The sequence below is a fragment of the Microbispora sp. NBRC 16548 genome (assembly GCF_030268985.1).
GTDB lineage: Bacteria > Actinomycetota > Actinomycetes > Streptosporangiales > Streptosporangiaceae > Microbispora > Microbispora catharanthi.
Genome location: NZ_BSSF01000020.1, coordinates 43346 through 68832 on the forward strand (window position 1 = coordinate 43346; position 25487 = coordinate 68832).

The following is a 25487-nucleotide window of genomic DNA, read 5'->3' on the forward strand; positions in this document are numbered from 1 at the left end:
GCGCTGCTCACTCCGGTGGTGGCTCTGGCCGGTCTCGCGGCCGGCACCCCGGGGATCTCCTGGACGTAGTCACTGCCCGTGGGCCGGTCCGGCAGGGCCGGCCCACGGGTCCGATCCGCATTCAAGGTGGCCGCCATGCGGGAACTTCCGTGGCCCGCCAGGGTCTACTTCGTCGCACTCGTCGGAACCGCCGGTCTCGTGATCACGCGCGGTCTCCTCGCGCATCACGGGCTCGTGGCGGAGGACTGGTCGGCGCTTCTCGTCCTGGCGCTGCTCTTCCTGCTCTGCGAGTCGGTGCCGACGCTGCTCAACGTGCCGCACGTCGCGGTGTCGGTGAGCTTCTCCGCCGCGCTGGCCGCCGTGGTGCTCGTCGGCCCGGAGGGCGCGGCCCTGGTCGGCCTGGCCGCGGTCGTGAGCGTGCGCCCCGGCCTGCCGATGGTGAAACGGCTGTTCAACGGCGCGCAGTACGCCCTGTGCGGGTACGCCGCCGGATGGGCCTACGAGAGCACGGGCGGACGGGCCGAGCTGCCCGAGCCGGCCGACTTCCCGGGCATCCTCGTGCCGTACGCCGCGGCGACGGTGGTCTTCGTGGCCGTCAACTTCGCGCTGACCGCGGTCATCCTGAGGCTGGCGTCCGCGGTGCACAAAGACCAGGTCTCGCTCCGCGCGATGGTGCAGTTCCTGAGCTCCTACGTCGGCTTCGCCACCTTCGGACTGCTGATCGCGGCCCTGTGGTCGACGGTGCAGTCGATCTCGGCCGTGCTCGTGCTGCTGCCGCTGTTCGTGGCCCGGTGGGCCTTGGGGCACTACCACGCCGAGCATCGGGCGTACGACGCGACGATCGCGGCGCTGTGCCAGGCGGTGGAGACGAAGGACTACTACACGCGCGGCCACTGCACGCGGGTCTCCGCGGCCTCCTCCATGATCGCTGAGGAGATCGGGATGGGCACCGAGCGGCTGCGCGCGATCCGGTACGCGGGCATGCTCCACGATGTGGGCAAACTCGGCGTGCCGACCAAGGTGCTGCAGAAGGACGGCCGCCTGACCGAGGAGGAGTACGCCGCGATCCAGCTCCACCCGATGCGCGGGCTGGAGATCGTGCGGGGCATCGACTTCCTCGACGAGGCGTTCGCCGGGATCATGCACCACCATGAACGACATGACGGGAAGGGCTACCCGATGGGCCTGGCCGGCTCGGAGATCCCCGAGTTCGCCCGGATCATCGCGGTGGCCGACGCGTTCGACTCCATGACCTCCGACCGCTCCTACCGCAAGGCCAAGTCGATCGAGTTCGCGGTGACCGAGCTGCGCAAGAACGCCGGAACCCAGTTCGACCCCGACATGGTGTGCGCGTTCGTCAAGGCGCTCGACCGGCACGGCTGGGACCTGGCGCAGCCGGTGCCCGTCCCGCCGGACGACGCCGCCGTGGAGACCACGGTGAAGGACCACGACGACCCGACGACGCCCATCCAGGTGGTGTCGGAGCGGTGAGGGAGCGTCGGCTGACGGCCAGGCCGGTGGGGCTCGACTCGGGCCAGCTCCTGCTCATCTGCGCCGCCGGGATGCTGACCGTGGCGGGGATCGCCCACACCGCGGCGGAGGGCCTGACCGATCCGCGGGTCGCCATCGGGTTCGGCGCGCTCATCGCCGCCGGAGAGCTGGCCCGGCTCACGATGCCCGGCAACCGCGAGGTCGCCCCGATCTCCACCGCCGCCTCCCTCGGATACGCCCTGCTGCTCGACGTGGGCGGACGGCCGGCGCACCATTCGGCCCTGCAGGTCGTGGCGGTGATGTCGGTCGGCATGATCGCGGGCGGGCTGCCGCACCTGGCGGTCGGCCGGCCGCCGCGTCTCGACGCGATGGCCCGGCGGCTGCTCGCCGGGTCGCTGCTCGCCTTCGCCTACCGGCCGCTCGCCGGCCCGCTGGGGGAGCTCGCGCGCGACACGGCCGACCGGCACGGGAACTGGTGGCCGGCGCTCGGCGTGATGGCGGTGCTCGTCACGGTCATGCTCGCGGCCGACGTGGTGATCGCGGCCATGCTCAGGGCCGACCAGGTCAGGACAGCGTTCGTCGTGGCCGTACGGGACGAGATCAGGATGGCCGCGCCGCTCGGCGCCGCCGTCGCGGCGTCGGGCATCCTGCTCGCGCTCGCCTCGCACAGCATGGACATGACCGCGCTGCCCGCGTTCGCCGCGCCGCTGCTCGTCACGCAGGTGGCGTTCCGCAAGTACGCCGGCATCCGGGCGACCTACCTGCAGACCGTGCGCGCGCTGAGCCGGGTCACCGAGGTCGGGGGGTACGTCGAGCCGGGCCACTCGCGCCGCGTCAGCCAGCTGTCGGTCGGCATCGGCCGGGAGCTGGGCATGGCGGAGCCGCAGCTGCTCGAGTTGGAGTACGCCGCGCTCATGCACGACATCGGCCAGCTCTCGCTGCGCGACCCGATCCCCGGCGGCGCGACCGTGCTGGCCGACCCCGCGCAGGCGCGGCGGATCGCCGAGCTGGGCGCCGAGGTGATCAGGAAGACCGGCGTCCTCCACGGCGTCGCGGAGATCGTCCGGCGGCAGTGCGACACGCTCGCCGAGTCCCCGCCGATGGCCAGCCGCATCATCAAGGCCGCCAACGCGTACGACGACCTCGTGGGCGGCTCGACCGACAGGGACCGCGCGGCGGCGGCTCTGGAGCGGCTGCGCCTCGACGGCGGGTCGGCCTACGACCCCGGAGTGGTGGAGGCGATGGCGCGCGTCGTCGACCGGCTCGTGCTCGTCACGCGCTTGTAGCAGACGTAGCATCGAAACGCCTTCAACGGCACGCCGGGTCCGTCGGTGTTGTGGCGACCCTACAGATTCGGCCCCCGCGTTCAGTCGGAACGGGCGGGGGGACGGAGCGGGGGATCACCCTAGAGTTGGGTGCGTGTTCGACTCAGTTCTCGTGGCCAACCGCGGCGAAATCGCCCGCCGGATCATCCGTACGGTGCGGGGCATGGGGCTGCGCGCCGTCGCGGTCCACTCCGAGGCGGACGCCGATCTGCCGTTCGTACGTGAGGCCGACGACGCCGTGCTCCTCGGCCCCGCGAACCCCGCTCAGAGCTACCTCGACGTCGACAAGGTCCTCCAGGCCGCCCGTGCGACGGGAGCGCGGGCGGTCCACCCCGGATACGGGTTCCTCGCGGAGAACGCCGGGTTCGCCCGTGCGGTGATCGAGGCCGGGCTCGTCTGGATCGGCCCGAACCGCAAGGCCATCGAGCAGATGGGCGACAAGATCAACGCCCGCAACCTGATGGAGGCCGCGGGCGTGCCGGTCGCCGCCGGGACCAGGGAGCCGGTCTCCGACCTCGCGCAGGCCCGGCGGGCCGCCGAGGAGATCGGGTTCCCCGTGATGGTGAAGGCGGCCGGCGGGGGCGGCGGCATCGGCATGGGCGTGGCGCGCGACGACGAGTCGCTGGCCAAGGCGTTCGAGCAGGCCTGCCGCGCGGCCGCCCGCTTCGGCGGCGAGCCGGCCATCCTGCTCGAGCGCTACATCGAGCGGGCCAGGCACGTCGAGGTGCAGATCCTCGGCCTCGCCGACGGCACCGTGGTCGCCCTGGGCGAGCGCGACTGCTCGGTCCAGCGGCGCCACCAGAAGGTCGTGGAGGAGAGCCCGTCCCCCGGCGTGACCCCGGAGCTGCGCGAGCGGATGCTCGCGGCGGCCGTACGGGCGGGGGAGGCCGTGTCCTATCGCGGTGCGGGCACGGTGGAGTGCCTGGTGGACGCGGACGCCCAGGACTTCGTCTTCCTGGAGATGAACACCCGGCTCCAGGTGGAGCACCCCGTCACCGAACTGGTCACCGGCCTCGACCTCGTGGAGCACCAGATCCGTGTCGCGGCCGGCGAGGTCTACTCCGTCGAGCCGCGGGTGAGCGGCCACGCGATCGAGTTCCGCGTTTACGCCGAGGACCCCCGCAGGTTCCTGCCCGGCCCTGGCAAGATCGGTGTATGGGAGGAGCCGGGGGGCGAGGGGGTGCGCATCGATTCGGGGTACGCGGCGGGCAACACCGTCACGCCGTTCTATGATCCGCTGATGGCCAAGCTCTGCGTCACCGGTGCCACCCGCGAGGAGGCGCTGGAGCGGGGCCGGGAGGCCGTCGCCGGGTTCCGCATCGAGGGCCCGAAGCACAACCTGCCGTTCTGCGCCGAGTTGCTCGACCATCCCGAGTTCGTGAGCGGGAACTATGACACCGGGCTGGTCTCCCGGATGAGAAAAGCCTGATCTGCTGGATTATTTGAGGGGAGTTCCCGGGTGGCCGAGGTGCGCGCCGAGATGGTGGCGAACGTCTGGAAGATCGTCGTGAGCGAGGGCGAGGTCGTCGAGGAGGGCGACACCCTTGTGATCCTGGAGTCGATGAAGATGGAGATCCCCGTCCTCGCCGAGGACGCCGGGACCATCTCGAAGCTTCACGTGCAGGAGGGCGACGTCGTCCAGGAGGGAGACGTCATCGCCGTCATCGAGTAGAGCGGGCCGGACGTTCAAAGACGGGAGAGGAACCGTTCCCGGTCGACGACGACCCGCTCGATCGTGCCCGTGGCGACCAGGGCTCCGGTCTTGTCGACGGCCCTGACGGAGAAGACGAGCCGCCTGCCGTCCACCTCCGTGAGCTCGACGCCGATCTCGACGTGCATCCCGACCGGGCTGGGCAGACGGTGCTCGATCAGCACCCTGGTCCCCACCGTGGTCTGCCCCGGCTCCAGGTGATGCTGGACGGCCTTGACCGTTGCTCCCTCGGCGAACGACAGCAGCCGCGGCGTGCCCAGCACCGGCACGTCGCCGCTGCCGACCCGGATCGCCGTGTCCTCGCGCTCCACCATGATGAGGACCTCGGCGCGCAGACCTGGAGCAACACTCATGCGGGTCAGCCTATTGGGTCGTCATTCCCCGACGCCCGTGGAGATTGCCAGGCAACTAAAAGGGGCCGGGAAGCGTCTTAATTGGCAGCGGGGACTCCATGATGCTTTCCAGGCGGCGGAGGCGGGCAGCGGTTAGGGTGGTGCACTGTGGACCTCTACTGCGATCACTGCGGCCGTTCGGCCGGAAACGGTGATCACGCGGCCTGCCTGGCCGCCAGGGCGATGGAGCCACCGCGTTACTGCCCGCACTGCCGCCGCCGCATGGTCGTTCAGGTCACGCCCAGGAACTGGACGGCACGGTGCTCGGTGCACGGTAGTACGGGCGGATAACAGGTAGGCTCGACCTTCGATCCCCGAGCCTGGATCCCTTTCGCGTACAGGGTTCCGTTAACTTGTCGTTATCTACCCGCGACACGAACCTGCTTTGTTGGACACCTTCGGGGGTCGATTCACTTAGGGGGTACGGGGCGCAAATGGTGGCCCAAGGCATGACCCTGGCTGGGCGTTACCGGTTGGACGCCCGGCTCGGCGCCGGGGGCATGGGCGAGGTATGGCGCGGCGAGGACACCGTCCTCGCGCGCACCGTCGCCGTCAAGGTGCTTCTCCCCGGTCGTCTCGACGACCCCGGGTTCGCCGTGCGCTTCCAGGGCGAGGCCCGGGCGATGGCGACCGTCAACCACCCCGGCGTCGTCGACGTCTACGACTACGGGGTCACCGAGGTCCCCGGCGACGGCTCCACCGCGTACCTGGTCATGCGGTTCGTCGACGGCGAGCCTCTCGACCGGCTGCTGACCCGCCTCGGCCGCATCGGCGCCGAGCCTGCGATGGAACTCATCGCACAGGCGGCCTCCGCCCTCCAGGCCGTGCACGAGCGGGGGATCGTGCACCGGGACGTCAAACCGGGCAACCTGCTGGTGCGGTCCGACGGCACGCTGGTGCTGACCGACTTCGGGATCGCCCGCGCCGACCAGGGCAGCCGCCTCACCGACGCCGGCATGGTGCTCGGCACCGCGGCCTACTGCGCGCCGGAGCAGGCCGAGGGCGCTCCGGTCACGCCCGCCGTCGACATCTACGCGCTGGGCGTGGTGGCGTACGAGTGCCTGGCCGGGCAGCGTCCCTTCGACGGCGACTCGCCGGTGACGATCGCGCTCAAGCACATCCGCGAGGAGCCGCCGCCGCTGCCGCCGGACGTGCCGCCCGCCATCCGGGCCATCGTCGAACGGGCGATGTCGAAGGACCCGGCCCGCCGCTGGCCGTCCGCCGCCGCGATGAGCCAGGCTGCCCGGCAGTCGGTGCTGTCTCCCGCTGCCGGGATGCCCGGCACCGTGGTCCCGGACGCCGCGCCCGCCTACGGCCCGCAGGGCCTCGCCGGAGGGGGGTACGGTCCGCAGGGCGTCACCGGGGTCCCGGCCGCCACGGGCATGGGGGTCCCGCCCGCGCCCACGGGCGCGACCACCCAGGCAGGCCCCTACCAGGGCGGGCCGGAGGCCCTCCCGGCCACCGGTGCCACCTACCGTGTCACGCGAGAGTCCTGGAACGACGCCCCGGCCGTGCCGCCGGCGACCGTCGCCTCCCCGCAGCAGGGCTCCCGTACGGCGCGGCGCGCGGCGCAGCGGTCCAAGCGGGGCCGGGGGATGCCGGTCGCGGCCGGGGTGGCGGGCTTCGCCGTCGTCGGCGGTCTGGCCGTCCTCGGCATCAACATGGCCTCGGCCGGGTCCACAACCCAAGAGTCGCCCGCTCCGTCCCTGACGTTGATCACCCCGTCGGCGACACCGTCGCCGACGCGGGCCGTCTCGCGGCCCTCCACGAAGCCCTCCCAGGATGTGCCGGTGTCGCGGCCGAGCCCGACCAAGAGGAAGCCGAGCCCCACGCCGAGCCCGACTCCCAGCCCGTCGCCGAGCCGCACCGCATCGCCGACGCCCTCGCCGACCTCGACCGAGGGCATGATCAAGGTGCCCCAGCTCAAGGGCCTGCCCGAGAGCTCCGCGCTGGCGCGGCTCAACATGCTGGGTCTCACCCCGAAACCCGCCTACGAGGGCCCGGAGGAGTGCAAGGGAGTGGTCGTCAGCCAGAAACCGGCGGCGAACACGCTCGTGAAGGAGGGCACGACGGTCACGTTCACGGTGAAGAAGACGTGCCCGTCCCCCTCGCCCAGTCCGTCGCCCAGCCCGGCCTTGACCCGCACTCCCGCGACGTCCTGAGGCAGGCGAGGCGGGCCTTCGCGGGTTGACGTCACCGGGCTGTCCGGCGGCTCGTCATGTGTGGCCGTACGGGGCGCGGGGGCGGTAGTGCTCCTCCAGCCTGGATTTCTCCTCCGGAGTGAGCGCCACGTCGACGGCGGCGACGGCGTCGTCCACATGACCGATTCTGGTGGCTCCCACCATCGACGCGGAAACCGCCGGGTGGGCGAGCGTCCACGCCATCGCGATCTGGGCGGGTGGCAGGCCACGCTCGGCGGCGATCGCGCGCAGCGCGCCGATGACGGCGTCGTCGCCGTCGGTCAAGCGGGACCTGCCGCGCTCCGCCGCCGCCCGGTCGGTGTCGCGGGGGCCGGTGGCGGCCAGGACGCCCCGGGCCAGCGGGCTGTAGGGCAGGACACCCACCCGCTGATCCGCGCACAGCGGCAGCATCTCGCGTTCCTCCTCTCGATACAGGAGGTTGAAGCGAGTCTGCATGGACACGAACCGGGTGAGACCGTGACGTTCGGCGGCGTGCTGGGCCTTGGCGAACTGCCAGGCGTACATCAGGGAGGCGCCGGCATAGCGCACCTTGCCTGCTCGGACCAGGTCGTCGAGGGCCGCCATCGTCTCCTCGATCGGGGTTTCCGCGTCCCACCGGTGGACCTGGTAGAGGTCGATATGATCGGTGCCGAGACGGGTGAGCGAGGCGTCGACGGCCGACATGATGTGCTTGCGCGACAGCCCGCCGTCGTTGGGGCCCGGCCCCATGGGGTAGTAGACCTTGGTGGCCAGCACGTAGTCGTCGCGCCTGGCGAACAGTGCGCGCAGCAGGCGGCCGGTCACCTTCTCGCTGGCGCCGTCGCCGTACATGTCGGCCGTGTCGAAGAAGGTGACGCCGGCCTCGACCGCGCGCCGGACGATCGGCTCGGCGCGGTCCCGGTCGAGGCTCCACGAGAGTGCCGAGGGGGCGCCGTAGCTCATCATGCCCAGCGCGACTCTCGACACCTTCAGGCCTGAAGATCCCAGGCGGACGTATCGCACTCATCCGTCCTAGCACAGTCGGCGGACAGGGTGATCACGATGCGGTCGTCAAGCCGTCTACAGGTTGTACGGGATCGGCGGGATGACCGCCGGGCTCCGCCCGGGTGTCACGGGCGGAGCCGTACGCGCGGTCACACGCCGGTCGTGTTGCGCGGGTAGGCGATGGCCGGGTCGGTGGCGATGTTCACCAGATAGGGCACGCCGGAGTCGAAGGCGCGGCGCAGCGCCGGGCCGATCTCCGCCGGCGACGTGACGAGCTCCCCGCCGCCGCCGAGTGCGGTGACGACCTGGTCGTAGCGGCACTGCGGCTGGAGCTCGGCCGCCACGTCGTAGCCGTACAGCATCTGCATGGGGTGCTTCTCCAGGCCCCACATGCCGTTGTTGCCGCAGATCATGACGACCGGCAGGCGGTGGCGGACCAGCGTGTCGACGTCCATCAGCGAAAAGCCCGCCGCGCCGTCGCCGAGCAGCAGCACGACCTGTGACGACGGCCTCGCCAGACGCGCCGCGATGGAGTAGCCGAGCCCGGTGCCGAGGCAGCCGTACGGGCCGGGGTCGAGCCAGTTGCCGGGCCGGCGCGGCTCGACGTACTTGCCGGCGTAGGAGACGAAGTCGCCGCCGTCGCCGATGACGACCGCGTCGTCGGCGAGCACCTTGTTCAGCTCGCCGTAGATGCGCATCGGATGGATCGGGTCGGCGTCGGACTCCAGCAGGGCCGCGTCCCCGGCGGTCGCCGCCGCCGCGGCCTCGCTCAGCCTGCTCACCCACGGCTCGTACGCCTTGGGGCTCACTCCGGCGGTCCCGCAGGCCGCGGACAGCCCCCAGAAGATGACCGACAGGTCGCCGGCGGCCGACCCGGACAGACCGGTGTGCGTCGCGAGCTGGGAGGGCGCGTCGGCGATGTGGACGACCCTGGCGAGCGGCGCGCCCTCCTTGCCGCCGAACCAGCCGTACGCGAGGCGGAAGTCGAGCGGAGTGCCGACCACGATGACGAGGTCGGCCTGGCCGAAGGCGGCGCCACGGGCGCGGGTGACCAGCAGCTCGTGCCCGGCGGGCAGGATGCCCCGGCCCTGGCCGTTGGGGACGACGGGCAGGCGCCACTCCTCGGCGAAGTCCCGCGCGGCCTCCTCGGCGCGCTCCATCCAGACGTCCGAACCGAGCACCAGCACCGGGCGCTCGGCCTCGGCGAGCAGCCTCGCGATGCCGGCGAGGGCCTCGGGGTCGGGCTCCAGCGGCGACGGGGTCAGCGTCTCGGAGACGTACTCGGGCGACGGGGAGAACAGGTCGTCCATGTGGAAGTCCAGGAACACCGGGCCGCGATGCGGGGCCAGGGCGGTGCGGAAGGCCATCTCGACGTCCTGCCCGATGGAGTCCGCGCCCGACCCGGTGAAGGCGAGCTTGGTGATGGGCTCGAACAGCGGCGGATGGTCCATCTCCTGCAGGGCCCCGGAGCCCCACCGTGAGCGCGGGGCGCGCCCGCCGAGCACGACGACCGGGGAGCCGTTGAAGTGGGCGGTGGCGACCCCCGAGACGCCGTTGGTGACGCCGGGGCCGGCCGTGAGCACGGCGAGGCCGGGCTGCCGGGTCAGCCGGGCCGTCGCCTCGGCCGCGAACACCGCGCTCTGCTCGTGGCGCACGTCCAGGATGCGCATGTTCTGATGGACGGCCCCGTCGTACAAGGGGAAGACGTGCCCACCGGACAGCGTGAACATCGTGTCCACGCCGTAGGCCTGGGAGACGGCGACGGCGATGTCGCCTGCGTGTTTGGGGGACTCCATAGGGTGAAACCTACCAGTCGGTCAGTAACCGGAACAGATGGGCGGCCAATGCCCTCCAGCCACAGGAGAACCTCGGTCACTCCCGCTGATGCCCGGTGTCGCCGCGGCTACTCCGCCCTCGCGGACTGGGATTCCATCCGATCGCCCGCCGACCGCGTCAGAGGGTCTGGGAGAGCGCCTTGACGGGCATCTTGAGGTCGGCGAGCAGCTCCAGGTCGCGCTCGGGCGCGCGGCCCAGGGTGGTCAGGTAGTTGCCGACGATGATGGCGTTGACGCCGCCCAGCATGCCGTCCCTCGTGCCGAGGTCGCCCAGGGTCAGCTCGCGGCCCCCGGCGTACCGCAGGATCGTGCGCGGCAGGGCGAGGCGGAACGTGCCGATCGTCTTCAGCGCCTCGGTGCCCTCGACGAGGGGCTGGTCGGCGAACGGCGTGCCCGGGCGGGGGTTGAGGAAGTTGAGCGGCACCTCGTCGGGCTCCAGCTCGCCCAGCTGGGCGGCGAACTCGGCCCGCTGCTCCAGGGTCTCTCCCATGCCGACGATGCCGCCGCAGCACAGCTCCATCCCCGCCTCCCGGATCATGAGGCAGGTGTCCCAGCGCTCCTCCCAGGTGTGCGTGGTGACCACGTGGGGGAAGTGCGACCGGGCGGTCTCCAGGTTGTGGTTGTAGCGGTGGACCCCCATCTCGGCCAGTTCGTCCACCTGTGTCTGGGTGAGCATGCCGAGCGAGCAGGCCACGTTGATGTCGACCGCCTCGCGGATCGCCTTCACGCCCTCGCGGACCTGGTCCATCAGCCGCCGGTCGGGTCCGCGTACGGCCGCGACGATGCAGAACTCCGTCGCCCCGGTCGCGGCCGTCTCGACGGCCGCCCGGACGAGCGAGGCGATGTCGAGCCAGGCCGCGCGCACCGGAGAGGAGAACTGGCCGGACTGCGAGCAGAAGTGGCAGTCCTCAGGGCAGCCGCCGGTCTTGAGCGAGACGATCCCCTCCACCTCGACCTCGGGACCGCACCACTTCATCCGCACCTCGTGCGCCAGCGCGAGCAGGTCGGGCAGGCGCTCGTCCGGCAGCGTCAGGCACTCGAGCGCCTGGGCCGCGTCGAGGCCCCTGCCCTCGTCCAGAACCTGAACGCGGGCGATCTCCAGGATGTCGGTCCTCACGCGGCACTCCCGTCGGTCCTCGGCGGCACTCCTGTCACAGGGGCAGCTTAAGGGTCGAGCGGAATCTGGCCGGGTCGAACATGCCGCCGAGGGTGGGAGCGAGTCCGGCGCGGGCGGCGCGGGCGAACGCCTCCCGATCGAGCGCGCCCGCGCCCTCCGGCAGCGCGCCCGACAGCGGCCGGGCGGCGAGCATCTCCAGATCGGCGACGTTCGACCGCTCGGCGAGCCCCGGATCGGCCGGCCAGGACCCGATCACCACGCCCGCCAGGTCGAGGCCCCGGCCCGCCACGGCCTCGAGCGTCAGCGCCGTGTGGTTGAGCGTGCCCAGCGCGGCGCGCGCCACCACGAGGACGGGGGCGTGCAGCCGCCGCGCCAGGTCCGCGAGCGTGCCGCCCTCCTCGTCGTAGCGGACCAGCAGGCCCCCTGCACCCTCGACGAGCACCAGCCGGTGCGACTCTGCCAGCTCCGCGATCCGCGCCGCCGCCGATGCGAGCGACAGCGGCGGCATGCCCGAGACGCGGGCCGCCGCGGCGGGGGAGAGCGGGTCGGGATACCGCGTCATCTCGAAGGTCGTCGTCACCCCCGACAGGCGGATCACCTCGTCGAGGTCTCCGGGCTCCCCCGCCGCCACCCCGGTCTGCGCCGGCTTCACCACCGCGACCGTCGCGTCCCGCTCCCTGGCCAGAACGGCGAGTGCGGCCGTCACCACCGTCTTGCCGACCCCGGTGTCCGTCCCGGTCACAACGAGAATGCTCACTGTGTTTCCCGCTTCGCTGTCGGGGCGCTTATATCCGCCATGTCGTGCCGGAGGCGCGCCATGGGCACTTCCCTCGTCGCGCTCTGGTCGCTGTGTTCCTTCGCCTCGCTCCGCTCGGCTGCTCAGGGCGCCTTCAGGCCGTGTCTTCCCTCGTCGCGCTTGGTCGCTTCGCTCCCGCGCGCTCCTCAGTCCAGATTGGCGGCGCGCCCCTCGGCTCGCTCGGTGTTTTCCCGCTTCGCTGTCGGGGCGCTTATATCCGCCATCTTCCCTCGTCGCGCTCTGGTCGCTTCGCTCCCGCGCGCTCCTCAGTCCAGATTGGCGGCGCGCCCCTCGGCTCGCTCGGTGTTTTCCCGCTTCGCTCTCGGGGCCTTGGGCCGTCAGGGGCGGCGGAGGCGGGTGACGAACTTGTAGCGGTCGCCGCGGTAGAGCGACTGGGCGTACTCGACGGGGTTGCCGTCGGCGTCGAAGGCGTGCCGGGTCAGCAGCAGCATGGGCAGGCCGACGTCTACTCCCAGCACCTGCGCGTCGTACGGCGTGGCGAGCACGGTCTCGATGACCTCCTCGGCGTCGGTCAGCCGCACGTTGTAGGCGTTGTGCAGGGTCTCGTACAGCGAGGAGTGCACCTCCAGCTCGCGCCGCAGGCGGGGGAACCGGCGGGCGGACAGGTGCGTGGTGTCGATGGACATCGGCTCGCCGTTGGCCAGGCGCAGGCGGTGGATCCGCAGGACCCGGCCGCCGGGGTTGATGGCCAGCCGCCGTCCGAGCGCCTCGTCGGCCGTGATGTAGCTGATGTCGAGGATCTTGGTGTCCGGCTCCAGGCCGACCGTGCGCAGATCACCCGTGTAGGAGGTGAGCTGGAGGACCTGGGCGACCTTGGGCTGGGCGACGAACGTGCCCTTGCCCTGGATGCGCAGCAGCCTCCCCTCGACCACGAGCTCCGACAGCGCCTGCCGGACCGTCGTCCTGGAGGTCTCGAAGCGCACCGCCAAAGTGCGCTCGGGCGGGAGCGCGCTGCCCGCGGGCAGGCTCTTGGTGAGCTCCAGAAGACTGCGCTTCACGTCGTAGTACTTCGGAACCCGGGGAGAGTCCTCGCTGTGCTCCGTCACCTGTCCACCCTCAACTCGCCCAACTCAGGCAACATCGTCAACTCGGCCACAGCGGTGAGCGCACCCCGGACCACCGCGAGATCATCGGACCTCAGATCGGCCCTCGCGGTCAACCGCAGACAGGACCGGCCCCGAGGCACCGATGGTGGGCGGAAGCATCCCACGCGGACCCCGAGTTCCGCACACAGGGCTCCCGCTGACAGGGCGAGCCTGGGCGAGCCGAGCACGACCGGCACGACGGCGGCCGCCGGATCGGCCGTCTCCAGGCCGAGCCCGCGGGCCAGCGCGGCCAGCTCCCTGGCTCTCAGTCGAGCATGTCCGGGCAGGTCAGCGGTGCTTTCCAGGATATCGAGAGCGGCCAGGGCGGCACCGGCACAGGCCGGTGCGAGGCCGGTGTCGAAGATGAAGGACCGGCCGGTGTCCACGAGCGTGCCGATCACCTCGGGGGCACCCAGGACGGCGCCGCCCTGGGAGCCCAGGGACTTCGACAACGTGACGGTTCTCACAATGTCCGCAGATCCGGCGAGGCCCGCCGCGTGCACCGCGCCCCTGCCGTGGTCGCCCACCACGCCGAGCGCGTGGGCCTCGTCCACCACCAGCAGCGCGCCGTGCCGTACGGCCGCCTCGTGCAGGGCGCGCAGCGGCGCCAGGTCGCCGTCGACGGAGAAGACGGCGTCGGTGACGACGAGGGCGTGCTCCTCGGCACGCTCGGCGAGGGCCTTGTCCACCGCCTCCGCGTCCCCGTGCGGCGTGACCACGACCCGCGACCGCGACAGCCGGCAGGCGTCCACGATCGAGGCGTGGTTGCCCGCGTCCGAGACGATCAGGCCGCCCCGGCCGAGGGCGGCGACCGCGGCGAGGTTGGCGAGGTAGCCCGAGGAGAACACCAGGGCCCCGGCCGCTCCGGCGAACGCCGCGAGCCGGTTCTCCAGCTCGGCGTGGAGCCGGGTGGAGCCGGTGACCAGACGTGAGCCCGTCGAGCCCGCCCCCCACTCCCGGGTGGCCCGTACGGCCGCCTCGACGAGCCTCCCGTCCCGCGAGAGCCCCAGGTAGTCGTTGGAGGCCAGGTCGAGCAGGCCGTCGTGGTCGGGCGTGCGCGGGCGGAGGGTGCGGCGCAGGCCCGCCGCCTCCCGTTCGGCGGCGGCCGCGCGCAGTCTGTCCAGCGGCCCTGTCATGAGGTGCATCTTGCCAGGTGGCGATGGTCGATTCGCTTTCGACCCGGACGGCGGCGCATCATGCACTCGTGCCGACTCTCAGCGACCTGGTGTCGCGCCACACCGCACTCGATTCCGCCGGCGTCGACTGGATCCACTCGCTGGTCTCGGACTGGCAGTTGCTCGCCGATCTGTCGTTCGCCGACCTCATACTGTGGGTCCCCGACCAGAGCGGCACGAGGTGGGTGGCGGTGGCCCAGATGCGGCCTACGACCGGCCCCACCGTCTACCACGACGACGTCGTGGGCATGTCCATCCCCACCGGGGAGCGGCCGCTGATCGACGTGGCCTGGGCCGAGCACCGCATCTGCAGGGAGGGCGACCCCGACTGGTCCAGCGGCGTGCCGGTGCGCGAGGAGACGATCCCGGTGCGGCGGGGCAAGGACGGCCCGATCATCGGGGTCATCCAGCGCTCGACCAACCTGTCGTCGGCGCGCACCCCGTCCCGCCTGGAGCTGACCTACCTGCAGAGCGCGTCCGATCTGGCGCAGATGGTGGCCGAGGGCAGGTTCCCCTTCGCGGAGGAGGAGCCGATCCTGGTCAGGTCGCCCCGGGTGGGCGACGGCCTGCTCCGCCTGGACAAGGCCGGGCGGGTCACCTACGCCTCGCCCAACGCGCTGTCGGCCTACCGCAGGCTCGGCCTGCACGCCGACCTCGTGGGGGCGGACCTGGGGAAGACGACCGCCAACCTGTGCTACTCCGACGAGCCGATCAACGAGGACCTGATGGTCGTCGCCAGCGGGCGGGCCCCCCGGGAGACCGAGGTGGAGAACGGCGGCACGGTCGTGCAGCTACGGGCGATCCCGCTGATCGTCGGTGGTGGCCGCATCGGCGCGCTGGTGCTGATCCGCGACGTGACCGAGCTGCGGCGGCGCGAGCGGGAACTGCTCACCAAGGACGCGACGATCCGCGAGATCCACCACCGGGTCAAGAACAACCTGCAGACGGTGGCCGCGCTGCTGCGGCTCCAGGCGCGCCGGCTGAACAACCCGGAGGGCCAGGAGGCGCTGAACGAGGCCGTACGGCGGGTCGGCTCGATCGCGATCGTCCACGAGATCCTCGCCCAGATGCCGGAGGAGATGGTCGAGTTCGACGACATCGCCGACCGGGTCATCGCGATGACGGCGGAGGTGGCGGTCGCGCAGGTGACGATCAAGCGGGTCGGCAGCTTCGGCGTGCTGCCCGCCGCGGTCGCGACCCCCATCGCCATGGTGCTGACCGAGTTGCTGCAGAACGCGGTCGAGCACGGGTTCGCCCACTCCTCCGGGAACGTCCAGATCCTCGTCTCCCGCGACGCCGACCGGCTGGAGTTCACCGTGGCCGACGACGGCAAGGGCCTGCCCGAGGACTTCGACCTGGAAGCCACGGGAAGCCTCGGTCTTCAGATCGTCCGTACGCTGGTCGTCGGCGAACTGTCGGGCCGCCTGGGCGTGGCCAGGAGAGACAGCGGCGGCACCGAGGTCAGCCTCAGCATCCCGGTGCAGTCGGGCTGATCTCCCGCAGGGGCCTCGGGCTCCCCCAGGGCCTGTGTCCCACAGGGGCATCGGTCTCCCGCAGGGCCTTGGGCTCGCGGGACGCTCCACAGGGGGTCCCGCTGTGCGAGACCAGTGTGGGGGATGCCATAGTGGACGCGATGCGTTGGTGGACAGACGGCCCTATGGGCGGGAGGCTACGCGGCCGTCCTGGCCTGGCTCCGATTCCCCGCGAATCGGTGAATGCCATGGCAGGCATCCACCGAAGGCGTTCGCGTGCGGCGGGGGAGTCAGACGGCGGCGCGGGCGCGGGCGCGGGCCGTACGGCGCTTGAGGGCGCGACGCTCATCCTCGCTGAGGCCGCCCCAGACTCCGGCGTCCTGGCCCGACTCGAGGGCCCACTTGAGACAGGACTCGACGACCGTGCATCGCCGGCATACCTGCTTGGCCTCTTCGATCTGCATGAGCGCCGGACCAGTGTTCCCGATCGGGAAGAACAGTTCGGGGTCCACGTCACGGCAGGCAGCGCGGTGGCGCCAGTCCATGCGTTCCACTCCTTCGTCAAGTGGAGCCTCCGTGGCTCCTCTGGCCGTCAACTTTGTGAACTCTTTCACTAGCTGATGCGAACGATCACCCGGATCCTGGGTGGGGGCCGGGCTCGTCCGCGTGATCGCCGGGGCTCCTTACGGAGGCGGTGGTCTCCGTAAAGGTCCTACGTTCCGACGTCGTGTTCAGCTTTTCAGCCGTTCCAACACCACACAAGAGGTTTGGGACAAGGTTTTGCCCGTCGTGGCTGTCGGATGCGTCACACTATGACTACATGTAACAGGCTAGACGAGTACTTGTAACGCGTCCGGGATTGCACGGAAGATCACCCACTCGTGTTCTCCCAGGTAGTCGCCGTCGAGCTGGAAGGCGACCGGGCGGGAGGCGTAGAGGGTGAACTCGGCCTCGTCATGGATCTGAACGAGGTGTTTACCGCGCGGCAATCCCCGGTGTTCGCCGATGATCTGCCGGACGAACGCGAGCACGGTCGGCAGGGTCATCCTCCGGAGCCCGAGCATGTCGAGCCCCGTCTCGAAACCGGCCCACGGCGTCGGGTTGATCGGACGTGTGCCGGCGTATGTCCACGGCGACGTGTTGGACACGATCGCCATGAAGATCCCATCCTCTGTCGGCCGGCCGGGACGCGTCAGCCGGATCGCCGGCCGTCGGCGGTCCGTCACGAAGAAGTGGCGGATCGTCGTGTTCACGTAGAGAGCGGGCAGCGCGCGATGCCCCGCGCTCCGCAGGCCCTCCACGGCTCGGACGACCTCGGCGTCGTATCCCAGCCCAGCACAAAATGTGAAATATCTAGACCTTCTCTGGTCAGGTGGCGCATCTGCCCCCGGGTCCGGGCCCGAAACCTCGTCGTGCCAAATTGCCTGTCCCAATCCGATGGTCCGGCGGCGTCCTTCACGTAGCGCCTCCAGAACGGCGCCGGTCGCCTCGACCGGGTTGTTGGGCAGCCCGAGGGCGCGGGCGAAGACGTTGGCGCTGCCCCCGGGGATCACGATGAGCGCGGGCCGTTCGCTCGCGCCGCCGGTGGGCCGGGCGTCCAGAAGGCCGTTGACGGTCTCGTTGATCGTGCCGTCGCCGCCGAGGACCGCGACGGCGTCGAAGCCCTTGGCGTGCGCGGTGGCGGCGAGCGCGGTCGCGTGGCCGCGGTAGGCGGTCTCCTCGACCGATAGGTCGACGGCGGCGCCGAGCGCCCGGATCAGCACGTCCCGGGTACGCCGGTGCGTCGAGGTCGCCTTGGGATTGACGAGGAGGAGTGCCCGCATGCCTGAAGGTTAACGAACGGTTTACCGCTCGTGCCGGGTGACGCCTACTCGAGGAGGCGAACGTATCTGCGGGTAGGGTTGGGCGTTGTGATCAGCAGTTCCGTCGGCCGCCCCGGCACACTGACCGTGGCCGCCGCCGTCCTGGCGGCGGAGGGCCTGCTCGCCCTCGTCTTGGGCGGTTATGTCGGCGTCGAGACCGTGATCGGCAAACCCACCGACATGGTCACCAGCATCGCGGTGGCCGGGTTCGGCGTGCTCGGCGGCGCCCTGCTGTTCTGGGTGGCCTGGGGCGTGTGGCAGGTGCTGCGCTGGAGCCGGGGCCCGGCCGTGGTGACGCAGATATTCGCGCTTCCGGTGGCGATCAGCCTCATCCAGTCCGCGCAGTACGCGTTCGGCATCCCGCTCATCGCCGCGGCGGCGGTCGCCCTGGTCGCGCTGCTCGCGCCGGCCTCCACCCACGCCCTCATGGGCGAGGACGGCGCGCGCTGAGCAGAAGGCACCGGGGCAGGCACCGGCCAATGACCGGGCGCCGCCGGGGGGAGCGCGGCGTCGCGGTCGTCCGTCACTGATCGTCCCGCCGTCCGGGCTGCCGGACGATCAGTCCTCGGCGGTGAGGCCCTCGCGGAGCTGGGCCAGGGTCCGGGCGAGCAGCCGGGACACGTGCATCTGCGAGATACCCAGTTCGGTGGCGATCTGCGACTGCGTCATGTTGCCGAAGAAACGCAGCAGCAGGATCCGCTTCTCACGTGGAGGCAGGCGCTCGAGCAGCGGCTTGAGCGACTCGCGATACTCCACGCCCTCCAGCGACTCGTCCACGATGCCGAGAGAGTCGGACACGGCGGGAGCGTCGTCGTCGCCGGAGTCCGGCGCGTCGAGCGACACGGTGGAGTAGGCGTTGGCCGACTCCAGGCCCTCCAGGACCTCCTCCTCGCTCATGCCCAGGTGGGCGGCGAGCTCGGCGACCGTGGGCGCCCGGCTCTCCCGCTGCGACAGCTCGCTTATCGCCTTGGTGAGCGAGAGCTTCAGCTCCTGCAGCCGGCGCGGCACGCGGACCGCCCAGCCCTTGTCGCGGAAGTGCCGCTTGATCTCGCCGACGATGGTCGGGGTGGCGTACGTGGAGAACTCCACGCCGCGTGCGAGGTCGAAACGGTCGATCGACTTGATCAGACCGATCGTCGCGACCTGCGTGAGGTCGTCGAGCCACTCGCCCCGGTTGCGGAAGCGGCGGGCCAGGTACTCCACCAGTGGCAGGTGGAGCTCGACCAGCTCGTCGCGGATGCGCTGGCGCCTCGGGTCGTCCGGCGGAAGCTCCGACAGCTCGGCGAAGAGTGTGCGCGCGCGTACGCGGTCCGGCACCGCCGAGTCGCCGGAGGTCATCGCACTCGTCCTTTCCGTCATCACGACGGCCTCGCCGTGCTCCGGCGCTTACGCAGCACGATCGCCAGGTGGTCGGCGTGATCGGAGATGGCGTCCACGTCGTCGGCCAGCGCGGTCAGCACCATCCAGGCGAAGTCCTCCCGGTTGGGCGAGCTGACGCCGAGCGTGTTGACCTCGACGCGAACCGTCATCTCCTGGCCCGTGAGCTCGAACTCCGCGAGGAGGTCCGTTCCGGGCACGGCGTGCCGCAGCAACATGGCGCACGCCTCGTCGACGGCGATGCGCAGGTCCTCGATCTGGTCGAGGGTGAAGTCGAGCCGTGCGGCGAGCCCGGCGGTTGCCGTGCGCAGCACGGACAGGTAGGCGCTCACGGCGGGCAGCCGGACACTCACAGCATCGCGAATCCCGGCAAGATCCACCGCAGGCGTCTCGGTTTCCTCGGTCACGTTCCTCCTCGCCCCTTCAGCCGGCTGAGTGCCGCTGACTGCAACTTACCGCCACTCGCGCGGTGCTGCCCCGGCTGGACGCGCTGATTGTGGCGTTCCTTGGAGGTAACTGCACGTAAATTCCGTACTACCGAATATGGAGTTTGTATGGGCCTTGGGATGATCTGGCCCCGCGCGACCGTGGAGGCCGTGCGGGGCCCGAGATCCCCGGGCTCAGGCGGCCTTGGTCTCCCAGAAGATCTTGGCGATCTCGTCGATCTTCGCGAGCAGGTCGTCGGCCAGGGAGGGGTCGACGGTGCCCTTCGCGCCGGCGGCGCCGGCGAGCTTCGTGGCGTCCCAGAAGAGCTGGTGAAGCTGCGGGTACTGCTCCAGGTGCGGGGGCTTGAAGTAGTCGGTCCACAGCACCCACAGGTGATGCTTGACCAGCTCGGCCCGCTGTTCCTTGATGATCAGCGCGCGGGTCCTGAAGACCGGGTCGTCGTTGTCGGCGTACTTCTTAATGATCGCCTTCACCGACTCGGCCTCGATGCGGGCCTGCGCCGGGTCGTAGACCCCGCACGGCAGGTCGCAGTGGGCGGACACCTCGTGCCGGGGTCGCAGCAGTCGTGCGAGCATCGGAATCCTTCCTTAGGAATGCTGGTGACAGCACTGTTCCAGGACCGACCTTACTCGTCTCGAAATCACTGTGCGGAGGGGGATGTGCTCACCGCCGTGTGTGTCTCCGGCGACTCGATGCTGCCCGCGTTGCGACCGGGAGACTGGCTGCTGGTACGGCTCGGCGCCCCCGTCCGCCCGGGTGACGTGGTGGTCGCCAGGCGGCCGCACGGGCTGATCGTCAAGCGGGCCTTCCGGCTCACCGGCGACGGCTGGTGGCTGGAGAGCGACAACCAGTCGGCCCCCGGGCGCCGCGACAGCTGGGACTTCGGCGCCGTGCCCGAGGAGGACGTCGTCGGCAGGGTCGTGCTGCGTTACTGGCCCCGGCCCGCGCTGCGCTTCCCCGCGCCGGCCGCCTGACCGTGCCCCCGGAGGCCGCCCGGCGCCGGAATCAGGCGCCCCGCTTGCGCGCCCGGTAGGCGGCCACGTTGGCCCGGCTGGCGCACCGCTCCGAGCAGTAGCGGCGCGACCGGTTGGAGGAGGTGTCGAGGTAGGCGTTGCGGCACGGCGTCGCCTGGCAGATGCCGAGCCGGTCCACGCCGAGCCGGGTCACGACGCTGGCCAGGCCCATGACCGACCCGACTGCGAGGGCGTCGGCGACCCGGCCGCCCTCGGTCAGGTGCAGGTGCCAGGGCTGCCCGTCGTGCCCCGAGATCTGCGGATGCACGGGATGGCGGACCAGCAGCCCGTTGAGTCGCTCGACCACATCCACGTCGTCGCCCTCGGCGGCGGACGCGAAGACCCCCGCGAGCTCGTCGCGCAGCTCGCACAGCGCGTCGATGTCACGGCGGGTCAGGCGGGCGGCCGCCTCCGTGCGGCCCGTCTCCTCCAGCAGGGCTCGCAGGGAGAAGGGGTTTTTGAGTTCGTCGCCCATGTTGACCAGCTGAACGGCCAGCTCGGCGTAAGACGTCAAGTCCACTGGGGCGCCCAAATATGTAAGAGATCACTGGCAAAGCCGAGTATTACACGCGCGATGGCCTGGGGGAACACCTGGGCGTGCACCGATATGTGACCCGATCAGGCAGGGGCGGTTGTCACTTCGTGTGGCACAATCAGGGAACGGGTGACCCCCGTACCCCCCTCAAGAGACGACCGTCAACGACGACGGCCTCCGGCGGCTACCGAAGCCAGGGCTCTCGTTCTCTTGACGGCGTCTACCGAAGGAACTCGTCCTTTCGACACTGGGGTCGCTGTGACCGTTACACCTGTCTCCTTGGAATCTCTCGACCTGGATCCCGCTTTCGCGCTGCACCGCGGCGGCAAGCTGGAGGTCCGCTCCACCGTCCCGGTCCGCAACGCCGACGACCTGTCGCTCGCGTACACGCCGGGGGTCGCCCGCGTCTGCACCGCCATCGCCGACAACCCGGACCTGGTCAACGACTACACCTGGGTCTCCAACGTCGTGGCCGTGGTCTCCGACGGCACCGCCGTCCTGGGGCTCGGCGACATCGGGCCGGCCGCGGCCATGCCCGTGATGGAGGGCAAGGCCCTGCTGTTCAAGCAGTTCGCCGACGTCGACGCGGTGCCGATCTGCATCGACTGCACGGACGTGGACGCGATCGTCGAGACCGTGGTCAGGCTCGCGCCGTCGTTCGGCGGCATCAACCTGGAGGACATCAGCGCCCCCCGCTGCTTCGAGGTGGAGGAGCGCCTGCGGGCGCTTCTCGACATCCCCGTCTTCCACGACGACCAGCACGGCACCGCGATCGTGGTCCTCGCCGCGCTGCGCAACGCGGCCCGCCTCACCGGGCGGTCCCTCGGCGACCTGCGCGCGGTGGTGGCCGGCGCCGGCGCCTCCGGCGTCGCCGTGTCGCGAATCCTGCTGAACGCCGGGATCGGCGACATCGCGGTCTCCGACTCCAAGGGCGTCATCCACGTCGGCCGCGAGGACCTGAACCCGGTCAAGCGGGCGCTGGCCCGCGACACCAACAAGGCCGGCCTGTCCGGGTCGACCGAGCAGGCGCTCGCCGGCGCCGACGTGTTCGTCGGCCTGTCCGGGTCGACGGTCTCGGAGCGGGCCATCGCGGCGATGGCGGCGGACTCGATCGTGTTCGCGCTGTCCAACCCCACCCCGGAGGTGGACCCCGCGGTGGCGAGCCGGCACGCCCGGGTGGTCGCCACCGGCCGGTCCGACTACCCCAACCAGATCAACAACGTGCTGGCCTTCCCCGGGGTCTTCCGCGGCGCGCTCGACGTCCGCGCCACGACGATCACGGAGAACATGAAGGTGGCGGCGGCGGACGCGCTGGCGGCCGTGGTCGGGGACGACCTCGCCGAGAGCTACGTCATCCCCTCGCCGTTCGACGCCCGGGTCGCGCCCGCGGTGATCTCGGCCGTGGCGCGGCAGGCCCGGGAGGACGGAGTCGCCCGCAAGTAGCCGTCCCGCACGCCCGGACGTAGGCACGGACCCGGAAGGGCCGCGCACCGCGTGACTTGCGCGGTGCGCGGCCCTTCGTCTTTCCTCGTCAGCCTCTCCTTGTCAAGACCGTCAAACATTTGGGAATCCCTTTAGGTCCTCACGGTTAGTGCTATAAAGAAAGCTCTCCGTAACCAACTCGGCTATTGCCTGTCCCGGTTGGAGAGCGATGCGACGTGACCCCAACCGCCTGCTCCAGCAGCACCTCACCGAAGCCGGACTGTCCCGCAAGGGCTTGGCCCGGCGGCTCAACGGTCTCGGCTCGGCCCGGGGGCTGCGGGGGATGCGGTACGACCACGGTTCCGTGCTGCGCTGGATCGGCGGACGCCGCCCGCGCGAACCGGTTCCCGGCCTGCTGGCCGAGATCTTCTCGCTGCGGCTGGGGCGGCAGGTGTCCAGGGAGGACATCGGCATGCCGCGCGGAACGGTCCCCGCCGATCTGGGACAGGAGTTCCCCCATTCGTGGGAGGAGGGTGTGGCAAGCGTGACAGCACTGTGGAGGGCCGACGTCGAGCGGCGCAGGTTCCTGCTCGACTCCACCTTCGCCCTGGGAGCGGGCTCGGCAGGCATGTTCCGCTGGCTGGCGGCGCCCGACGGGGAGCGGCTCTCCGCGAACGGGCCGCGCCGGGTCGGGCCCTCTGACGTGGCCGCGATCCGTGAGGTCACCCGGTCGTTCAGCGAGCTGGACAACCGGTTCGGCGGCGGCAGCATCCGCGGCCCGGTCGTGCGCTACCTGCACACCGCCGTGACGCCGCTGCTGCGCGAGGGCGCATACGGCGAGGCCACCGGGCGCTCGCTGGCGACCGCGGCGGCCGAGCTGACCCGGCTGGCGGGATGGATGGCCTACGACCTGGAGCAGCACGGGCTGGCCCAGCGCTACCTGATCCAGGCGCTCGGCCTGGCGCGCGGCGCGGGCGACCACGCCCTGTGCGGTGAGATCCTGGCCGGAATGAGCCATCAGGCCGTCTATATCGGGCATTCCCGGCACGCGCTGGAGCTGGCCAGGGCGGCCGTCGCGGCGGCCCGGCGCTCGGGGGTCGGCACGCTGCTGGCCGAGGCCCGGGTGCTGGAGGCGCACGCCCTGGCCCTGCTCGGGGAGCGCACGGCGTGCGGCAACGCGCTGCACGAGGCGGAGGTCGCCTTCGACCAGCGTAAACCCCAGAACGAGCCCGGCTGGATCGGCTACTTCGACGAGGCCTACCTGGCCGCGAAGTCGGCCCACTGCCTGCGCGACCTCGGTGACGGGGCGCGGGCCGTACGGCAGGCCCGGCGCTCGCTGGTGATGGACGGGCGCTATGTGCGCGGCAAGATGTTCAACCTGTCGCTGCTCGCCACGGCGCTCATCCAGGAGGGCGAACTGGAGGAGGCGTGCCAGGCGGCGTCGTCGGCCCTCGATCTGGCCGACGGCATCCAGTCGGCGCGCACCCGGACGTACGTGGCGGACATGTGCCGCCGGTTCGCGCCGTACGCTGCGGAGCCGCGGGTGGCGGAGCTGCTGGAGCGCGGCCGGGGCCGCGCGGCGAGTGGGGAAAGCACGGGCGGGGAGAGCGCGGGCAGGCGGAGCGCGAGCAGGGAGGCGGTCGGCGTCTGAACAGGCGCCGACCGCCTCAGCCGGCGCGCCGGGCCGCGTTGTAGACCTGGAACAGTTCTCCGTCGAAGTACGGCGACAGGCCGGTCGCCGGGCCGGAGAGGCCGATCGTCAGGCCGTTCAGGTACCCCAGGCCGCGTACGCCGCGGTAGGCGGCCAGCCACGGCGACCCGGAGGCGGCGGTGAAGGCCGAGCGCACGGCGACCAGCTCGTTCGCCCTCCTGGACAGGTCCTGGGCCAGGAAGGGCTTGCCGTACGCACGGGTGAGCCGGGTGCGCCCGCTCGCGGGGCCCTCGGCGGTCCGCATCGGGTAGCCGAAGATGGCGAGCGGCCGGTCGACCGGCAGGTTGTAGGCGAGGCCCTGCCCGCCGACCTTGTCGCCGAGACGCCCCGCGGGAAGCAGCCTGACGCCGGTGTAGCCGGAGGCCGTGCGGTACTTCGGCCCGGCGGAGAACGCCGCGTACTGCGCCGCGTCCCGCAGCGTGACGCGCTTGGGCAGCACGCCGGCGTGGACGCTGACGAACGCGTAGTCGCGGTCCAGGTCGCCATACCGGGTGAAGTCGCTGTGGGCGAAGGCCCGATCGCCGGCGTAGACGCCCCACGGCGTGCCGCCACCGGCGAACCCCGGAATGAAGATCCAGTAGCGGTAGGGCGTCGCGGTGGACTCTGCTGTGGACTCCGCCGCGGGCCTCGTGGCGTACACACAGTGCCCGGCCGTCGCCACGAGATTGCGATGATCGGACTGTAAGGACGTGCCCGCGCACCAGTGGGGGCGGCCGTCCGAACCGACGAAGAAGACCTTGCCCGTCGTCCTCGGCAGGTTGACGTTCCTCGACGGGCCGGCGGCCCGCTTGACCCCGGCGGAGGCCGGCACCACGCCACGTACGCCGCCGGGAGCGGTGTCCCCGGCCGTGACGCGAGTGGCGTCGATCCCGGCCGGCGCGGAAGCGGGAGTGGCCCCCGCGAGCGAGCGCCCGCCGTCCCTGAGCCAGTAGGCGATCACCGCCGTCACCTTCGCGCCGGAGACGAGGGGCGTCGTCACGGTGATCTCGTAGGCGTGAGCGGGCACCGCCGTCCCGCTGACGAGCAACGCGGCCGTCGCCGCCGCACCCCACAGCGGGGGGAGGAGGATGCGCTTCAACCGGATCTCCTTGCTGTGGAACGTCTCCCGCGCCCCACGCGTGAATGGGCTGCGAGGAACATACAGCGATGGGGATCAAGTCGGGAAAACAACGCGGACGGAGCGTGGTTCTCCCCGGAACGCCGAAGTGCCCCGCCGCGGTGCGGCGGGGCACTTCCTGGGGGGGTGCTCAGGCCTGTGTGGTGAGACTCGGGGCCTCCTGGGCGAAGGTGATGACGATGTCCCGGCCGTTGGCGTAGCTGACCACCGGCCGCCGCAGCGTCTCACCCACCCTGCGGGCGACCGTCTGCCACAGATCCACCATTTCCCGGCTGTCGGCGGTGATCCTGAACCGCCCCTGCGTGACGAGGTGTTCGGCCACGAGCTGCGAGAAGGCGATCTCGCTACGCGCCCGTTCCTCCGCGTTCAGGGGGGTGCGCCGGAAGGCGGGCTGCGCACCGGAAGGGTGGGTCATCGCT

General features: G+C 71.2%; 26 protein-coding genes. 11 read left to right on the forward strand and 15 right to left on the reverse strand.

From position 1 onward, the window contains the following. Window positions 1–135: 135 nt before the first annotated feature. The 4 genes from QSK36_RS37875 to QSK36_RS37890 all read left to right on the forward strand — a co-directional run bounded on the left by QSK36_RS37875 (window position 136) and on the right by QSK36_RS37890 (window position 4488). Complete coding sequence (locus QSK36_RS37875; protein ID WP_183540847.1) at window positions 136–1491, forward strand: HD-GYP domain-containing protein; 1356 nt, start codon at window positions 136–138, stop codon at window positions 1489–1491. Further along, on the forward strand, window positions 1488–2777 hold the full coding sequence (locus QSK36_RS37880) for an HD-GYP domain-containing protein (RefSeq protein WP_285785702.1): 1290 nt from the start codon (window positions 1488–1490) through the stop codon (window positions 2775–2777). The genes QSK36_RS37875 and QSK36_RS37880 overlap by 4 nt, the downstream gene beginning before the upstream one ends. Window positions 2778–2910: 133 nt before the next feature. Beyond that, window positions 2911–4245, forward strand: a complete 1335-nt coding sequence (locus tag QSK36_RS37885; protein ID WP_285785703.1) for an acetyl-CoA carboxylase biotin carboxylase subunit — start codon at window positions 2911–2913, stop codon at window positions 4243–4245. Between the two features lie 30 nt (window positions 4246–4275). Further along, window positions 4276–4488 (forward strand): biotin/lipoyl-binding carrier protein, encoded by a 213-nt coding sequence (locus QSK36_RS37890; protein WP_139580382.1) that lies wholly within the window; start codon window positions 4276–4278, stop codon window positions 4486–4488. A 14-nt stretch (window positions 4489–4502) separates the two neighbouring features. On the opposite strand, the gene QSK36_RS37895 is transcribed toward QSK36_RS37890, so the two are convergent. Beyond that, window positions 4503–4880, reverse strand: coding sequence for a thioesterase family protein (locus tag QSK36_RS37895; protein ID WP_079316282.1), 378 nt, complete (start codon window positions 4878–4880; stop codon window positions 4503–4505). 147 nt (window positions 4881–5027) lie between these two features. Here QSK36_RS37895 and bsaP point away from each other — a divergent pair, with 147 nt between their 5' ends. Next, complete coding sequence (gene bsaP / locus QSK36_RS43790) at window positions 5028–5210, forward strand: biotin synthase auxiliary protein BsaP (protein ID WP_502883426.1); 183 nt, start codon at window positions 5028–5030, stop codon at window positions 5208–5210. Window positions 5211–5368: 158 nt separating this feature from the next. Continuing rightward, on the forward strand, window positions 5369–7081 hold the full coding sequence (locus tag QSK36_RS37900; protein WP_285785704.1) for a serine/threonine-protein kinase: 1713 nt from the start codon (window positions 5369–5371) through the stop codon (window positions 7079–7081). A gap of 54 nt (window positions 7082–7135) precedes the next feature. On the opposite strand, the gene QSK36_RS37905 is transcribed toward QSK36_RS37900, so the two are convergent. The 6 genes from QSK36_RS37905 to QSK36_RS37930 all read right to left on the reverse strand — a co-directional run bounded on the left by QSK36_RS37905 (window position 7136) and on the right by QSK36_RS37930 (window position 14073). Further along, entirely contained in the window at window positions 7136–8101 is a 966-nt protein-coding gene (locus QSK36_RS37905; protein WP_285785705.1) for an aldo/keto reductase, read from the reverse strand. Window positions 8102–8232: 131 nt separating this feature from the next. Continuing rightward, window positions 8233–9879, reverse strand: coding sequence for an acetolactate synthase (locus QSK36_RS37910; protein ID WP_183540839.1), 1647 nt, complete (start codon window positions 9877–9879; stop codon window positions 8233–8235). A 157-nt stretch (window positions 9880–10036) separates the two neighbouring features. After that, window positions 10037–11035 carry a biotin synthase BioB gene (gene bioB / locus QSK36_RS37915; RefSeq protein ID WP_285785706.1) on the reverse strand — a complete coding sequence of 333 codons (999 nt, stop codon included), beginning with the start codon at window positions 11033–11035 and terminating at the stop codon, window positions 10037–10039. A 34-nt stretch (window positions 11036–11069) separates the two neighbouring features. Beyond that, window positions 11070–11792: a dethiobiotin synthase gene (bioD, locus tag QSK36_RS37920; RefSeq protein WP_285785707.1), complete on the reverse strand. Its 723-nt coding sequence runs from the start codon at window positions 11790–11792 to the stop codon at window positions 11070–11072. Between the two features lie 377 nt (window positions 11793–12169). Continuing rightward, on the reverse strand, window positions 12170–12898 hold the full coding sequence (locus tag QSK36_RS37925) for a GntR family transcriptional regulator (RefSeq protein ID WP_079316286.1): 729 nt from the start codon (window positions 12896–12898) through the stop codon (window positions 12170–12172). Continuing rightward, entirely contained in the window at window positions 12895–14073 is a 1179-nt protein-coding gene (locus QSK36_RS37930) for an 8-amino-7-oxononanoate synthase (RefSeq protein WP_285785708.1), read from the reverse strand. The genes QSK36_RS37925 and QSK36_RS37930 overlap by 4 nt, the downstream gene beginning before the upstream one ends. Window positions 14074–14141: 68 nt before the next feature. On the opposite strand from QSK36_RS37930, the gene QSK36_RS37935 reads away from it, so the two are divergent. Continuing rightward, window positions 14142–15605, forward strand: a complete 1464-nt coding sequence (locus QSK36_RS37935; RefSeq protein WP_285785709.1) for a sensor histidine kinase — start codon at window positions 14142–14144, stop codon at window positions 15603–15605. A gap of 269 nt (window positions 15606–15874) precedes the next feature. Here QSK36_RS37935 and QSK36_RS37940 read toward each other — a convergent pair whose 3' ends face one another. Next, window positions 15875–16129, reverse strand: coding sequence for a WhiB family transcriptional regulator (locus QSK36_RS37940; protein ID WP_139580373.1), 255 nt, complete (start codon window positions 16127–16129; stop codon window positions 15875–15877). Window positions 16130–16414: 285 nt separating this feature from the next. Continuing rightward, a complete protein-coding gene (locus tag QSK36_RS37945) occupies window positions 16415–17407 on the reverse strand; it encodes a diacylglycerol/lipid kinase family protein (protein WP_183540832.1) in 993 nt (330 codons plus the stop codon). Window positions 17408–17494: 87 nt separating this feature from the next. On the opposite strand from QSK36_RS37945, the gene QSK36_RS37950 reads away from it, so the two are divergent. After that, a complete protein-coding gene (locus tag QSK36_RS37950; protein ID WP_285785710.1) occupies window positions 17495–17896 on the forward strand; it encodes a hypothetical protein in 402 nt (133 codons plus the stop codon). Between the two features lie 108 nt (window positions 17897–18004). Here the strand turns inward: QSK36_RS37950 and QSK36_RS37955 are convergent, their stop codons facing one another. From QSK36_RS37955 to sodN, 3 genes are all read right to left on the reverse strand, one after another. Then, window positions 18005–18805 (reverse strand): RNA polymerase sigma factor SigF, encoded by an 801-nt coding sequence (locus QSK36_RS37955; protein ID WP_139580371.1) that lies wholly within the window; start codon window positions 18803–18805, stop codon window positions 18005–18007. After that, the gene (locus QSK36_RS37960) at window positions 18805–19230 is read right to left on the reverse strand and encodes an ATP-binding protein (protein WP_182903663.1); all 426 of its coding nucleotides are present in this window, start codon (window positions 19228–19230) and stop codon (window positions 18805–18807) included. Before QSK36_RS37960 ends, QSK36_RS37955 begins: the two co-directional genes overlap by 1 nt. Window positions 19231–19443: 213 nt before the next feature. Further along, window positions 19444–19845 (reverse strand): superoxide dismutase, Ni, encoded by a 402-nt coding sequence (gene sodN, locus QSK36_RS37965; RefSeq protein WP_139580370.1) that lies wholly within the window; start codon window positions 19843–19845, stop codon window positions 19444–19446. A gap of 84 nt (window positions 19846–19929) precedes the next feature. On the opposite strand from sodN, the gene QSK36_RS37970 reads away from it, so the two are divergent. Continuing rightward, window positions 19930–20244 (forward strand): S24 family peptidase, encoded by a 315-nt coding sequence (locus tag QSK36_RS37970; protein ID WP_240809467.1) that lies wholly within the window; start codon window positions 19930–19932, stop codon window positions 20242–20244. A gap of 31 nt (window positions 20245–20275) precedes the next feature. Here QSK36_RS37970 and QSK36_RS37975 read toward each other — a convergent pair whose 3' ends face one another. Then, on the reverse strand, window positions 20276–20803 hold the full coding sequence (locus QSK36_RS37975; RefSeq protein ID WP_139580369.1) for a CGNR zinc finger domain-containing protein: 528 nt from the start codon (window positions 20801–20803) through the stop codon (window positions 20276–20278). Between the two features lie 294 nt (window positions 20804–21097). Here QSK36_RS37975 and QSK36_RS37980 point away from each other — a divergent pair, with 294 nt between their 5' ends. After that, window positions 21098–22261, forward strand: coding sequence for an NAD(P)-dependent malic enzyme (locus QSK36_RS37980; protein ID WP_285785711.1), 1164 nt, complete (start codon window positions 21098–21100; stop codon window positions 22259–22261). 208 nt (window positions 22262–22469) lie between these two features. Then, window positions 22470–23891 (forward strand): NsdA family TPR-like regulatory protein, encoded by a 1422-nt coding sequence (locus tag QSK36_RS37985; protein ID WP_285785712.1) that lies wholly within the window; start codon window positions 22470–22472, stop codon window positions 23889–23891. Between the two features lie 16 nt (window positions 23892–23907). Here the strand turns inward: QSK36_RS37985 and QSK36_RS37990 are convergent, their stop codons facing one another. Then, window positions 23908–25029 (reverse strand): trypsin-like serine peptidase, encoded by a 1122-nt coding sequence (locus tag QSK36_RS37990; protein WP_285785713.1) that lies wholly within the window; start codon window positions 25027–25029, stop codon window positions 23908–23910. Window positions 25030–25198: 169 nt separating this feature from the next. Then, the gene (locus QSK36_RS37995; RefSeq protein ID WP_285785714.1) at window positions 25199–25483 is read right to left on the reverse strand and encodes a hypothetical protein; all 285 of its coding nucleotides are present in this window, start codon (window positions 25481–25483) and stop codon (window positions 25199–25201) included. Between the last annotated feature and the right edge of the window lie 4 nt (window positions 25484–25487).

Bases quoted from the DNA above. Each gene is read 5' to 3' on its own strand.
- QSK36_RS37875 (WP_183540847.1), top strand. From the start codon at position 136: ATGCGGGAACTTCCGTGGCCCGCCAGGGTCTACTTCGTCGCACTCGTC.
- QSK36_RS37895 (WP_079316282.1), bottom strand. From the start codon at position 4,880: ATGAGTGTTGCTCCAGGTCTGCGCGCCGAGGTCCTCATCATGGTGGAG.
- QSK36_RS37900 (WP_285785704.1), top strand. From the start codon at position 5,369: ATGACCCTGGCTGGGCGTTACCGGTTGGACGCCCGGCTCGGCGCCGGG.
- QSK36_RS37910 (WP_183540839.1), bottom strand. From the start codon at position 9,879: ATGGAGTCCCCCAAACACGCAGGCGACATCGCCGTCGCCGTCTCCCAG.
- QSK36_RS37930 (WP_285785708.1), bottom strand. From the start codon at position 14,073: ATGACAGGGCCGCTGGACAGACTGCGCGCGGCCGCCGCCGAACGGGAG.
- QSK36_RS37940 (WP_139580373.1), bottom strand. From the start codon at position 16,129: ATGGACTGGCGCCACCGCGCTGCCTGCCGTGACGTGGACCCCGAACTG.
- QSK36_RS37945 (WP_183540832.1), bottom strand. From the start codon at position 17,407: ATGCGGGCACTCCTCCTCGTCAATCCCAAGGCGACCTCGACGCACCGG.
- QSK36_RS37955 (WP_139580371.1), bottom strand. From the start codon at position 18,805: ATGACGGAAAGGACGAGTGCGATGACCTCCGGCGACTCGGCGGTGCCG.
- sodN (WP_139580370.1), bottom strand. From the start codon at position 19,845: ATGCTCGCACGACTGCTGCGACCCCGGCACGAGGTGTCCGCCCACTGC.
- QSK36_RS37985 (WP_285785712.1), top strand. From the start codon at position 22,470: ATGCGACGTGACCCCAACCGCCTGCTCCAGCAGCACCTCACCGAAGCC.
- QSK36_RS37995 (WP_285785714.1), bottom strand. From the start codon at position 25,483: ATGACCCACCCTTCCGGTGCGCAGCCCGCCTTCCGGCGCACCCCCCTG.